The 13491-nt window shown below is 54.9% G+C and carries 10 protein-coding genes; all 10 read left to right on the top strand.

The features are described 5' to 3' along the window. Positions 1 to 88 precede the first annotated feature (88 nt). Complete coding sequence (locus RDM26_RS03410) at positions 89 to 508, top strand: hypothetical protein (protein WP_307737635.1); 420 nt, start codon at positions 89 to 91, stop codon at positions 506 to 508. 46 nt (positions 509 to 554) lie between these two features. Then, positions 555 to 1874 carry an insulinase family protein gene (locus RDM26_RS03415; protein WP_307737636.1) on the top strand — a complete coding sequence of 440 codons (1320 nt, stop codon included), beginning with the start codon at positions 555 to 557 and terminating at the stop codon, positions 1872 to 1874. A gap of 9 nt (positions 1875 to 1883) precedes the next feature. Then, entirely contained in the window at positions 1884 to 2366 is a 483-nt protein-coding gene (locus RDM26_RS03420; RefSeq protein ID WP_307737637.1) for a hypothetical protein, read from the top strand. A gap of 1 nt (position 2367) precedes the next feature. After that, positions 2368 to 3123 (top strand): 4-hydroxy-tetrahydrodipicolinate reductase, encoded by a 756-nt coding sequence (dapB, locus tag RDM26_RS03425; RefSeq protein WP_307737638.1) that lies wholly within the window; start codon positions 2368 to 2370, stop codon positions 3121 to 3123. Between the two features lies 1 nt (position 3124). Then, positions 3125 to 3694 (top strand): GNAT family N-acetyltransferase, encoded by a 570-nt coding sequence (locus tag RDM26_RS03430; RefSeq protein ID WP_307737639.1) that lies wholly within the window; start codon positions 3125 to 3127, stop codon positions 3692 to 3694. Between the two features lie 63 nt (positions 3695 to 3757). Then, positions 3758 to 4660 carry a 4-hydroxy-tetrahydrodipicolinate synthase gene (gene dapA / locus RDM26_RS03435; RefSeq protein ID WP_307737640.1) on the top strand — a complete coding sequence of 301 codons (903 nt, stop codon included), beginning with the start codon at positions 3758 to 3760 and terminating at the stop codon, positions 4658 to 4660. Positions 4661 to 4837: 177 nt separating this feature from the next. After that, complete coding sequence (locus RDM26_RS03440; protein WP_307737641.1) at positions 4838 to 6529, top strand: RNase J family beta-CASP ribonuclease; 1692 nt, start codon at positions 4838 to 4840, stop codon at positions 6527 to 6529. Next, positions 6530 to 9856 carry a bifunctional lysylphosphatidylglycerol synthetase/lysine--tRNA ligase LysX gene (gene lysX / locus RDM26_RS03445; protein ID WP_307737642.1) on the top strand — a complete coding sequence of 1109 codons (3327 nt, stop codon included), beginning with the start codon at positions 6530 to 6532 and terminating at the stop codon, positions 9854 to 9856. Between the two features lie 42 nt (positions 9857 to 9898). Next, the gene (locus RDM26_RS03450; RefSeq protein ID WP_307737643.1) at positions 9899 to 10837 is read left to right on the top strand and encodes a PfkB family carbohydrate kinase; all 939 of its coding nucleotides are present in this window, start codon (positions 9899 to 9901) and stop codon (positions 10835 to 10837) included. A 103-nt stretch (positions 10838 to 10940) separates the two neighbouring features. Further along, entirely contained in the window at positions 10941 to 13448 is a 2508-nt protein-coding gene (locus tag RDM26_RS03455; RefSeq protein WP_374041812.1) for a DNA translocase FtsK 4TM domain-containing protein, read from the top strand. The last annotated feature ends 43 nt before the right edge of the window (positions 13449 to 13491 follow it).

A 13491-nucleotide genomic window follows, 5' to 3' on the forward strand; every position in this document is an offset into this window, starting at 1 on the left:
ATGGTGACGACGAATAATCGATAACTAAGTTGGCGAGGGCGAGATAATCTCGCCCTCGCCTCCTTTAATTTCAGAAAAGAGACCCCAGATGCGTAGATACTTCGACCTGGTAGTGGCGGGAAGTCTGCTTTTCCTGTGCCTATTTTTTGCTCTGATACTACTGTCGGTTTCTGCCACTTCCGACTCCGGATTATTAAGCATGTTTACCGGGTTTCTGGCTCTGATATTCGTTGCTGTAGCTGGCGGATTTCAACTGATTCTTGCTACCTTGCGTCTGATTTTTAAATTAGATGCCCGGCGTTTTTGGGCTCGCGCTAGCCTAATCGCCCTGGTTTTCACCGTCTTTTCCCTCATTTATGCCGCTATCGCCGGCAGTGCCGAAACGGGACTACTGACCTTCGCCCTCGGGATATTCACAGTCCTGGGCGCGGTGCAATGCGCCTGCGCCTGGGCGCTAAGCAACTCCCGAACAAGACAACCGCTCCCTAAAAACCCCACCAGCCAGTAGCAAGGCGGGACACTGTAAAGAAACAAGCAAACCCTATAAAGAGAAAATGCCTGAAAAATACGATTACAAACTGCCGCTTTCAGCCCAAGCGCCTCGCCTGAGTATTAGCGAAGGCGAAACCCTAATTGAAAGATCCATACTGCCCGGCGGTATCCGCTTGATTACCCAACAGGTACCCGCCTCGCCCTCGGTAGTGCTCGGACTTTGGATTCCGGCAGGTTCGCGCGATGAAGACCCGCAGCATTTGGGATCTACTCATTACTTAGAACACCTGCTGTTCAAAGGCTCGGCCACCCGCACCGCGAAGCAAATCTCGCGGGCATTCGATGCTGTGGGGGGAGAACTAAACGCTGCCACCGCTAAAGAATCCACCCACTATTACTGCCGAGTACTCTCCCGTGATCTACCAATGGCGGTAGCAGTACTCACCGAAATGCTGGCGCGCCCCACCTTAGCGGCCCCAGATTTCGAACTGGAACGGGCAGTTATCCTGGACGAACTGGCCATGTCCCAAGATGATCCCCAAGATGTTGGCTACGAAAAGTTCTTGGGCGAACTATTCCCCAGCTCTCCGCTGGGTCTGCCGGTGGGAGGCACCGCCCAAACCGTGGCGGACACCCCCTTAGAAGCAGTGAAAGCCCATCATCAGCGCTGGTATCAGCCCCGCCACCTGGTAGTTGCGGCCGCCGGAGATATTAAGCATGACCACCTGGCACAACTAATATTGGACGCAGCCAGTAAGAACGGTTGGCCCCTGCCTGCGGGCACCGATCCGCAAGTTCCCCAGCGCACCCAGCCAGATCCGGCAGTGCCGGCCAGCGCCGTAGTAGAAAAAACGGTGGAACAGGGGCAAATATTTATCGGAACCCGGTCGCTACCCGCTAATGACCCCCAGCGGGACACGCTTAGTCTGCTGCTCACGGTACTTTCCGGAGGGATGTCTTCCCGGTTATTCCAAGAAATTCGGGAAAAACGAGGCCTGGCCTACTCTACCTATGCCTTTGACTCCGCCTATAGCGATAGTGGATCCTTCGGCCTCTACGCCGGGTGTGCCCCCAATAATTTGGAGCAAGTTGGAGACCTGCTGGTGGCAGAACTAGAAAAACTAGCCGAGCACGGAGTACCCGAAGGTGAACTATCCGAAGCGTTAGGGCAGCTCAGCGGGGGAGTGCTACTGGGAATGGACGATAACCGCGCCCGGATGGCGCGCCTGGGACGCGCAGAAGTAAACGGAGGCCGCTTGCGCACCATCGAACAGTTAAACACTGCCCTGCAAATTGTCAGCAGCGCCCAAATTAGTGAGCTGGCAGCGCAATTTCTCGGCTTACCACAGGTGAAAGTCGTGGTACGCCCGGCGGTGGCATAAGCTGAACGAGTGAGAATAAAGAAACTTTTTCCAGTTATTGCCGCCGCGGCGCTGCTTGTCGCCTGCAGTCCCGCCGCGCAGTCGCCTGGTCCCGAAAAAACTACGACTAACACTAACCCCAAAGTGACCAGTTCGGTTTCGACTACGCCTGCTACCCCGACAGTTTCGCAAACCCCAGAAGTGACCTTCACTCCCAAAGATCACCTGTCGGAAACGCAAAACTCCTTTATCAAACAGGTGATGGAAAAGAACCACTATGATCAGCGTACCGCGGAGATAGTTTTGGGGCCAGTACAATCTCTGTGCGGACTGCTCGATACCAAACAGCCAGATTCGGTGGCAAATAAACAAACTCTGTCCGATATTTATAACAAAGTTGATTCTGCCGAGTTACGGCAAGAATGGTACAACAATCTGCAGATAGCTGGGCAAACCCTGTGTCCAGATAAAGCGCAAATCATTAACGCTAATAAACCCGAGGGTGTGAGTTAAAGTGAGCGAAAAACTGAAAGTCGCCGTGGTCGGAGCCCAGGGGCGTATGGGGCAGTCCGCTTGTCAAGCGATCGCAGACTCTGCAGACTTGCAGCTAGTTGCCCGTTTGGGCAGTAAAGATGCGATCACCTCGCAGACTTTGGCCGGGGCTGAGGTCGCAGTAGAGTTCACTATTCCGAGCGCCAGTTTTGCCAATACTTCCGCGATTTTGCGCTCCGGCGCCCATGCGGTAGTCGGTACCTCGGGGTGGGACGAGGACGCACAGGCAAAAATCCAGGAAGTGGCGCGCGAAACTGGGCGTAACGTATTGATTGCACCTAACTTTGCGCTTTCCGCAGTACTGGTGATGGCTTTTTCTCGCTTGGCAGCGCCTTTCTTCACTTCCGCCGAAATCGTGGAGACTCATCATCCGAAAAAATTGGATGCCCCGAGCGGGACAGCGCTAGCAACCGCCCAGCAAATGGCGGCGGCTCGCAAGCAAGCCGATATTCCACCAGCCCCCGATGCCACCACCACCGATCCCGAGGGTGCACGCGGTATGAAAGTGGGGGATGTGGGGATCCACTCGCTGCGGATGCTAGGGGCTAACGCGCACCAAGAAGTGCTCCTTTCTAACCTGGGGGAACAGCTACGACTGCGCACTGACTGTTTTGATCGCTCCTCCTTTATGCCGGGAGTGCTGTTGGCCGTCCGTAAAGTTGCCACCGCGGCTCCCCTGACAGTGGGGCTGGATAAGCTCATGGATTTAGGGATCTAAAGTGAATACTCCTCCTGCCGAAGAAACAGTCCGCTTAGCGAAAAGTGAAGATTTACCTGACTGGGGACGGATTCAGGCACAGGCCATGCAAGCCGATCTACAGTCCCATCTGGGACAAATCGGTCCGCAAACCCTAGCACTTATCGACCCGGAGCAGATCACGCGAGCCTGGCAGCAGGCGTTATTTAGCCCGCCCTCGCCAAAACATCACCTGCTCACCGCGATAAATAAAGGACAGGTAGTGGGGATGGCGGCGATTGCCCCGGCGCCGCAAATGCTGGTGCAACCCAAACAATCCCCGCTCGCCGAAAAAAATGCTGATGCCGAAATCGTGGCTCTCGAGGTCACCGATTGGGAGAATAACCTGAACGCTGCCTCTCGCCTGGTAAATGCGGTTGGCGATATATTGCGAATGTCAGGGGCGAGCCGGCTGCAGATCTGGCTCGCGGCCGGAGCTACCGAAAAAATCCGGTTCTTCAACGAATGTGGGTTCGCCCCTGCTGGGTTGCGCCAAGGCCTAAAAGTAGGGCACGAATCCATGGTGCAGCATCTGTGGTTTACTGACCTCTAGACCCCTTGCGCCCGCTTTTTGGACGAAAGAAAAATCGCCAAGGGGGGTGGGTAGAGTGGGGACATGAGCAACGCAGAGTGTACTTATCGGCTTCCCGCACCGGTTGGGGTAGCAATGGTGACCCCCTTCCAACCAGACGGCTCCGTAGACTATGACGCCGCCGCCAACCTAGCTAAACACCTGGTAGATCAAGGAATCGATCACCTGGTACTTTCGGGTACCACCGGGGAATCGCCTACTACTCACCTGGATGAAAAAGAACAGTTAATAAAGGTAGTTCGCCAAGCGGTAGGCGAAGACCTCTACATTACTGCCGGCGCGGGATCAAACGACACTGAACATTCGGTGCGGATGGCACGCAGCGCCCAGGAGGCCGGGGCTGACGCGATCCTAGTGGTAAGCCCCTACTATTCCCGTCCCTCCCAAGAGGGAATGTATCAACACTTTGCTAAAGTGGCTGGTCAAACAGACCTGCCAGTTATGCTTTACGATATTCCCGGACGTACCGGGGTAGCCATCGGCGATGAGCTACTGATGCGCCTAGCGCAGATCGACAACATCGTGGCGGTAAAAGATGCTACCGGCAAAGTGGAAGTCGGGGCGCGGCGCATTAATGAAACCGGTTTGGCTTTCTATTCCGGCGACGATGGCCTCAATTATTCCTGGCTCACCCATGGCGCGGTGGGGGTAATCAGCGTGGTCGCTCACGTCGCCGCTCCCAGCTACCGCAAAATGGTGCAGCTGGTAGAAAACGGAGACTACCAGGGGGCTCTGCAGATATCCCTAGAGCTAGAACCCTTGGTGAAAGCATTAATGGGAGGGGGGCAAGGCGCCGTAATGGCCAAGCACGCCCTCGCCGAACAGAAAGCTATTCCTACCGCTACTTTGCGCCTGCCATTAGCTCCCGCCAGCGAAGAGGAGATCGCCCAGCTGCGCGCCGCCCTGGAACGTTTCGAACTGCTTTAGAAAGGCTCGCGGTGTACTGGCGGTTTTGATCGTGAAACCGGCTCTATTAATCGGCCTAGAGCACCAAGGGCGCCTGCCAGTGGAGATTGGCCTTAAAGACCTGCCTAGAAGAACTAATCGCGCCCCCGTGAGCGCGGAAGTTTGCTATAGACGGGTAAAATCGGAACAATTAGACACGTGAATCCGCTTTATCCTGAACTTTCTTTTCCGCCGAAGCTAAAATCCGACACCATCCGGGTAGTTCCCCTGGGAGGCCTGGGGGAAGTCGGACGGAACATGACCGTAATCGAGCTTAACGGCAAAATCCTGATTGTCGATTGTGGGGTGCTCTTCCCCGAAGAAATCCAACCGGGAGTGGATCTGATTCTCCCCGACTTTTCATATTTACACGGACGTATGGATCAGGTCGTAGGATTGGTACTCACCCATGGTCATGAAGACCATATTGGGGCGGTACCCTATCTGATGCGTCTACGCGAAGATATTCCCATTTATGGCTCCCAACTCACCTTAGATTTTCTGCGTCCCAAATTGGAAGAGCATCGACTCCCGGCAACGCATCTGCACCAGGTACGCGAGCGGGAGCGCATTGAGCTAGATATTTTTTCTTGCGAGTTTTTGGCGGTCACCCACTCGATACCCGATGCCCTAGCGGTAATGGTCCGTACCAAAGCTGGAAACCTGCTGGTTACCGGCGACTACAAAATGGATCAACTTCCGCTCGATAAACGAATCACCGACCTGCGTGCCTTTGCGCGCATGGGAGAAGAGGGCGTTGACCTGTTCCTAGTGGACTCCACCAATGCGGAAGTGCCCGGTTTTATTGCCCCGGAAAGAAAAATCGGTCCGGTAATCCGCCAGGTACTGTCCGAATCTACTGGGCAAGTAATCGTAGCTTCCTTCGCCTCCCATGTGCACCGCGTGCAACAGGTGCTGGACGCTGCCCGCGCAGTCGGGCGCAAAGTGTGCCTGTCAGGGCGCTCAATGGAACGTAATATGAACATTGCGGCGCAGGCTGGCTACCTGGATCTAGATCCGGAAGTGGTAGCGCGCGCGGATGAGCTCAAGCGGCTACCCCCGGAAAAACGAGTGTGGATGGTCACCGGTTCCCAAGGTGAACCCATGGCCGCGCTCTCGCGGATTGCACAAGGTGAACATCGCCTAGTGTCCCTGGAGCCAGAAGATACCGTGCTGCTGGCCTCCTCGCTGATCCCGGGAAATGAAAACTCGGTGTACCGGGTCATTAACGCACTGATGCGCCAAGGCGCCAATGTAGTACATAAAGGTAACCGCGCGGTTCACGTTTCCGGACACGCCGCGGAAGGGGAACTGCTCTACACCTACAACATTGTCCAACCCAAGAACGTGATGCCGATTCACGGAGAAATCCGACATTTGATTGCCAATGGACGGATCGCCCAATCCACCGGGGTGCCGGAAGAAAATGTGGCTTTAGCCGAGGACGGGGTAGTAGTCGACCTCAAAGATGGGCAAGCGCGCGTAGTGGGGCAAGTCGATTGCGAATACGTCTATGTTGACGGCGGATCCATTGGAGAAATCGATGAAGATCAGCTAAAAGACCGCATGACTTTGGGGGAAGAAGGTTTTGTGTCCGTATTTGCCGCGGTAGACGTGCCCACCAAAATTATTGCTGCCGGTCCGCATATCACTGCTCGGGGAATGGCCGAGGATGAGGGGGTGTTTAGGGAAGTGCTACCGGATGTGACCGAAGCATTGCAAAGAGCATTAAATCAAGGAGATAGCGATCCTTATCGCCTGCAACAGGCGATGCGCCGGGCGTTAGGACGTTGGGTGGCGCGCCGCTTACGCCGACGTCCCATGATCGTACCGGTAGTTGTGGAGATCTAGATGCGGGTAACTGGAAATGAAAAATCGGATATTTCTTGGCGTCAGCGCGTCCCCGCCTGGCTAGGTTGGGTTTATACCATTGCCGCGCTATTTTGCCTGGTAATGATTCCGTTGCGCTACAGTGGCAGTCGCGGGTTCGGGCGCTTTAGCTACCTGGTACTAACCATGCTCGGGGTGCCATCGACTGCTACCTTAGGGGCGGCAGTAATATTGGCGTTCTTGGCTCTGCTGTGTTTTTCCCGCAAGCGGATCGGGGTTATCGTCCTCATTGCCTTACATACCCTGCACGCCTTGCTGAGCCTGACTGCCCTGTTATTCTCTTTCTCGAATCCAGAAGTTACCCTGGCTGTCTGCTTATTCCTTGGGTTTCGTCTGCTCTTTTCCACATTTGTGGTAGTAATTTTATTCGCTGCCGCCCGTAGCTTTTGGGGAAGAATCAATGCGCGATCCGCCTGGAAAGCCCTCTTTGTGCTGCTAAGTGGCCAATTGCTGGTATTTGGCATGGGGTTCATCATGGCTCGGGTTCTGGCGCCGCGCACGTGGGACAGTGGAACCTTGGCGTTTTGGGTCTTTTCCCGAATGTCGGGATGGCGACTACCCCACGGTAATGCTATTCGTTTGCACCTAGCCCACCTAAGCGGTTTTCGTGGTCTTGGCTTCTTCATTATGGTGCTTTCCGGCCTGGTAATGATGATTGCCGCCATGCGCTTTATTCTCGGTCAACGGGCGCAAGCTCGCACGCGCAGCGAAGATCTCGCCTTGCGTGCCCTCCTGTTCAAATGGGGGAAAGCTGATTCCTTAAGCTATTACGCCACCCGTGATAATCGGGCAGTAGTTTTCAGTGCTGATGGGCAAGCAGTGGTTTCCTACGGGGTAGCTCTGGGAGTAGCTCTAGCGGCCGGGGATCCCATAGGGGATCCTTCTTCCTGGGAAAATGCAGTACAAAGGTGGAAGGCACACTGTTACCGTCAAGGATGGATCCCGGCGGTAATCTCCGCTAGTGCCCAGGGGGCGCGTGTCTATCGCCACCAGGGACTTCGGGTACGCAAAATGGGTGATGAAGCTATTATTACTCCCGAACGTTTTGAACGTAACTCCAGTGCCGGCCGAGCCTCGTTAGCTGCTCAAAGAAGAGTTGCTCGAGCTGGGGTGGAGATCGAGATTTGCAGACAAAGCGAACTTTCTCCCGCGCAGCTGCAGGAAGTAGCGATGGTGGCCGAACTTTTCCGGCGCGGGAACGAACGTGGTTTCTCGATGAGCCTCGATAGAATGTTTGCTCCTCAAGAGGGCGAGCAAATCATCGTAACCGCGCGGGGCAAAGATGGGCAATTACAGTGCCTGCTCACCTTCGTTCCCTGGGGACAACGCGCCGTTTCCCTCAACTTAATGCGCCGAGCAGAATCGGCGGTTAACGGGGTAGTAGAAGCCATGGTGCTCACCTTGCTGCAGCAAGGACCGGAAAAAGGGATAGACCGGTTCTCGTTGAACTTTGCGATGTTCAGAGAAGTTTTTGTGGAAGGCGAAGCCGTTGACGCCACTATCAATGATCGCGCCAAGCGCGCCCTCTTTGTTAAAGCCTCCCGTTTTTGGCAACTAGAGTCACTATATGAATCCAACGCCCGGTATAACCCGAAATGGTTACCCCGATATTTTTGTTTTTCTTCCGATCCGTTAGTGCCGTTATCGCTGATAGCAGCGGGAATCTTAGAAGGATTCGTGCCCGCACCGGAGGCCGCCGTACGCGGGGAACCCTTTGAATGGGAAGTTGATAGCCAGTATCTGCGGGAACTAGAAGCGATGCGCACCGAGCATACCGCCGCTAAACTGCAGGTAAAACTGAGTGAACAACAAAGATCTCGGCGCGCGAAAGCAGAAAAACTCAGTGCGGCGGGAATAGAATCCTTCCCGGCAGGTTTCGATTTAGGGATTCCCTTATCTGCAGCGAAAGCCCGCCTTGATGCGGGTGAAACCGGGAAGGCGGTTCGCAGTCTCGGTCGAATTGTGGCTCGCCGGAACCATGGAGGCGTGGTGTTTTGGGATTTGCACTGCCAAGGCACCTATCTGCAGGTAGTACTAGAACGAGGCAACCTCACAGCGGAACAGTTCGCCCATCTACGACTGCTGGACTTAGGGGACCTGCTAGTTGTTAGCGGCCACTACGGAGCCTCCCGAAACGGTACGCCCTCTTTGATAGCAGAAAACTGGACGCTGGCCGCTAAAGCCTTGCGTCCAATTCCCCATCCCGCTGCGCGGCTAGACATTGCTACCCGCACTCGGGAACGCACCATGACTTTGCTCAATGACGCTACCGCAATGCAGCGGCTGCAGGCGCGTTCGCGGGCATTAAGCGCGGTACGTAAAGAACTGATAGACCGTGGCTATCTGGAGGTGGAAACCCCCATGCTGCAGGCGGTGCAAGGTGGCGCCAATGCCCGTCCCTTCGTTACTCACTCCAATGCCTACCAGGTGAATATGTTCTTGCGGATCGCCCCGGAACTGTATCTAAAACGCCTGGCAATAGCGGGGATGGGGGCAATCTTCGAGATGGGACGCTCCTTTAGGAACGAGGGCGCGGACGCAACTCACAACCCCGAGTTCACCTCCTTAGAGGTCTATAAGGCCGGCTCTGACTACCGCGAAATGATGACCCTTACCCGTCAGCTTTACCAGGCAGCCGCCCGCGCGATTCATGGAAAAGAAATCGCTCTACGCCCGGTAAAATCGCCCGAAAGTGACAATGAAAGCGGCGAAGTAGATTTCGTTGAGGTCGATATCTCTGGCGATTGGCGGGTAATCTCGGTTTTTGACGCGGTATCTGAGGCCGTGGGAACCACGGTTACCCCCGACACCGGGGAAGAGGAGCTGCGTAGCCTGTGCCTGAGGCACCAGCTAACTCCGCCGCCGGGCGCCAATAGCGGCACCTTGCTGGGGACGCTATATGACGACCTCGTAGAGGCACGCACGGTAAAACCTACCTTCTACTGTGATTTCCCGGTGGAGTCCTCTCCGCTTACCCGCAGGCACCGGGCCGATCCCCGCCTGGCCGAACGTTGGGATCTGGTGGCGTTCGGGATGGAACTGGGAACTGCCTACAGTGAACTAACTGACCCGCGTGACCAGCGGGAACGCTTTACTCAGCAGTCGCTCGCGGCAGCGGCCGGAGATCCGGAAGCCATGAGTCTGGACGAAGATTTCTTAAACTGTTTGGAACTGGGGATGACCCCCCTAGGCGGTCTCGGACTGGGAATGGATCGGATGGTAATGATGCTGATGGGCTGTGATATTCGGCAGGTATTGGCCTTCCCGTTTGTTAAACCTAAGAATTAATAACCAGATTTTGGTGCTAAGAGAAAAAGATTGGGCGGCGAAATGACGGAAGAAAAAAACAAACTGGTGTCGATAGCGGCGGTGGTTTTGACCCTACCGTTGAAAGTGTCGCGACTGCCCGAACGGGGAACCACCGTTCTTGGTAGCGCGGAGCGCCCGGGAGTGGGGGAGTCGGCGGAAGTGATGATGGCCGCTGCTCGGCAAGGAGTAAAAGTGGTCAACATGTCTTGCCTGGGCACTGGCCCTAACTCTACCCAGGCAAGACAAGTACTCAGAGAGGCAAATATCGAGACCCGCACGGTAGAAGTGGTGGGCGATATCGGGATGAAAATTCAGATGATAGAGGAGGGCGGATACTATGCTTCGGTGCTTACCACCGGGGTGGAAATAGATATTTCTGCTCGCGAGCTAGATAAAGCTTCGATGCATCCGGGAGACGTGGTTTATATTTCAGCCGGCGATCTCGCCCACACCTCTTATCGAGCAGCGCTTTCTCAATGGCTTCCTTCCTTGCCGGAGCAGGTAAAAGTGGTTATGGCCGCTACTCCCCAGATTTCCCAGATCGAACCGCAATACGTTTCCGAGGTATTGCCTTACGTTGATGTGCTTACTTGTAACGAATACGAATCCCAGTTCTTACCTGGATCAGTTGGTCACTTGACCTGTGGTTACGTTGTGGAAAAGCTACCCGAATCAGCTTGGGTGGTGGAACGAATTGGATCCTATGGGGCAAAGTTAATCGATGCGAACCGGCAAACCATGGTGCCCTCACTGAGTATCAAAGTGGCCGATACCTTGGGAGTCGGATCAGCCCATACCGGGGTGTTGCTGGCGGGATTGGTAAAAGGACTCGATCCATTTGAGGCTATAGAACGAGCCAATGTTGCCGGAGCCATGGCGGCAGAAAAACACGGAAACGACACCTGCCCCCATGAATCAGAAATAGAGCAGCGACTTAGCGAAGTTCCTGACTACCGCTAGGAATTGATCTTCTAAAAGCTAATCCGCCTTGAACTGGGAAGCTAGTTGCCGGCGGCGTGGCAATCAGCGCCAGAAGAGTCTGTAAGGGTAGAGTGCCAGTGTTATGGTTGCGAAAAAGAATAATAAGAAACGTGGGTCATCCTCTTCCGTTAAAGATAGCTCCCGGATGCGGGATGGGGTGGCGTTCTTACTTATTGCTTTAGCTACGATGTCGGCGTTAACGGAATGGTTCGCCATGGACGCGTTAGCAACCCGAGCTCTGCACCACCTAGCGGCGGGTCTGCTGGGCATTTACAGCATCCTTGCCCCGATAATCTTGGTAGGGGCAGCCATTAGCCTCTTTCGTAACCGCTCCCCGGAAGAATCCCACCTCCATATCTTACTGGGGGCGATCGGGATAGCGGCAGCGACAACCGGGATTACCCACGTGGCATGTGCTAGTCCGGGAATCAGCGATTTTGCGGCAATTGAACACTCCGGGGGAATTCTGGGATGGCTTTTTGGGCATCCCCTGCAAATCCTAGTCTCTGCACCGGGCGCGGTAATTTTACTGGTGCTCTTAGGTTTGTATTCACTGCTAATCGCCACTGACACTTCTATTTCCCAAGTGTTAGAGGTTATGCGCTCCCTCACCACGCGAGTTAAAGCTAGCTTCGCAAAGTCACCTGAAGCCGAGGAAACAGACGGCGAGACCGAAACCAGGGTGGCAGAGGACACCGATAAGGAGTCTCCGTCTCCTCGCACCCGCAGGTTAAAACGCTGGGAACGGATGGCGGCGGCAGCTGACTCGGCGGAGGAAGCTGATAGTGGCACCCAGGTGTTAGAGCCAGAAATGCCGCAAACGCCAGCCTCGAAAACGGAACCTAAACCGCGTACTTCGCGTATGCGGCTGCCTCAAGATGCGGAAGAAACCAAAGTTCTCAGCAGTGCGGGAGCCGTCCCGATGCCAGAAAACGCCGATGGGGGAGAAAAAACCCAGCTGTTGCTGCCTGGAACCGGAGAAACCGGGATGGAGCTTGCCGATGGGCAAACCTATGAACTGCCCGGGGAGGAGCTGCTAGTTAAAGGTAAGCCGCATAAGATCCGCTCGGAAGCCAATGATCGGGTAGTTGCAGCTTTGGAAGAAGTATTCACCGAGTTCGGAGTGGACGTAAAAGTTACCGGATTCTCCCGCGGCCCTACGGTTACTCGTTATGAACTGGAGCTGGGACCGGGGGTAAAAGTTGAGAAGATTACCAACCTGAAAAACAATATCGCTTACGCGGTAGCCAGTGCGGATGTGCGAATACTGTCCCCGATTCCGGGTAAAAGTGCGATCGGGATCGAAATTCCGAACACCGATCGCGAGATTGTGGCATTGGGCGACGTGTTACGTTCGGCTGCTGCCCACCGCTCGGCTCATCCGCTCATGGTCGGAGTGGGCAAAGACGTTGAGGGCGGATACGTAGTCACTAACCTGGCAAAGACTCCTCACCTGCTGGTAGCGGGAGCCACCGGTTCGGGTAAATCTTCTTTTGTAAACTCGATGATTACTTCCCTGTTGATGCGGGCTACCCCCGAGCAGGTGCGGTTGATTCTAGTTGACCCCAAGCGGGTGGAGCTCACCATCTATCAGGGGATTCCCCATCTGATTACCCCGATTATTACCGATCCCAAGAAGGCGGCGGAAGCCCTGGAATGGGCGGTTAAAGAGATGGATCACCGCTATAACGATATGGCCAATTTTGGGCATAAACATATTGATTCTTTCAACCAGGCAGTGCGGGAAGGCGAGGTAGTGCCCCCGCCCGGGTCTGAGCGGGAAATCAGTCCCTACCCCTATCTGTTGATCGTGGTAGACGAGTTAGCCGATATGATGATGGTCGCTCCTCGGGACGTAGAAGCCTCTATCCAGCGGATTACTCAGTTAGGACGCGCCGCCGGGATTCACTTGGTAGTAGCCACCCAGCGTCCATCGGTAGATGTAGTGACCGGTATTATCAAAGCTAATATCCCTTCCCGCTTAGCTTTCGCCACCTCCTCGATTACGGATTCGCGCACTATTTTGGATCAAGGGGGCGCCGAAGCTCTAATCGGTCAGGGTGACTCCCTCTATCTGCCGGCAGGAACCGCTAAGCCGATGCGTATTCAAGGAGCCTGGGTAGGTGAGGACGAGATTCAACGGGTAGTCGATTCGGTCAAATCCCAGATGAGTCCGGAATATCGCGAGGATGTAATCGTCAAAGAAGAGGACAAACCAAAAGTTGCCGAAGATATCGGCGACGATTTGGATGACCTACTAGAGGCCGCGCAACTGGTGATTAACACCCAGTTAGGTTCGACTTCCATGCTGCAACGCAAACTGCGGGTGGGGTTCGCCCGGGCGGGCAGGCTAATGGATCTGCTCGAATCGCGAGAAATTGTAGGGCCTTCTCGTGGCTCCAAAGCTCGGGAAGTGTTAGTTTCTCCAGAGCAACTTCCCGAGGTGTTAGCCATGTTGCGCGGAGAAAAGCCAGCGGTTCCACCTGCGGACACGTCCTCGGAAGGTATGGCCGACAGCGCGGAAGAAGTCCCGTTAGAGGAAGTGGAAGCTGAAAGTAGCGAGGACGCATGGGAACTTACCGGACGCTAAGCACCTATAATGCGTTTTTAGAGCGTAAAAATCTATTAGAGTA

Origin of the sequence: uncultured Varibaculum sp. (genome assembly GCF_902489465.1) — a bacterium.
GTDB lineage: Bacteria > Actinomycetota > Actinomycetes > Actinomycetales > Actinomycetaceae > Varibaculum.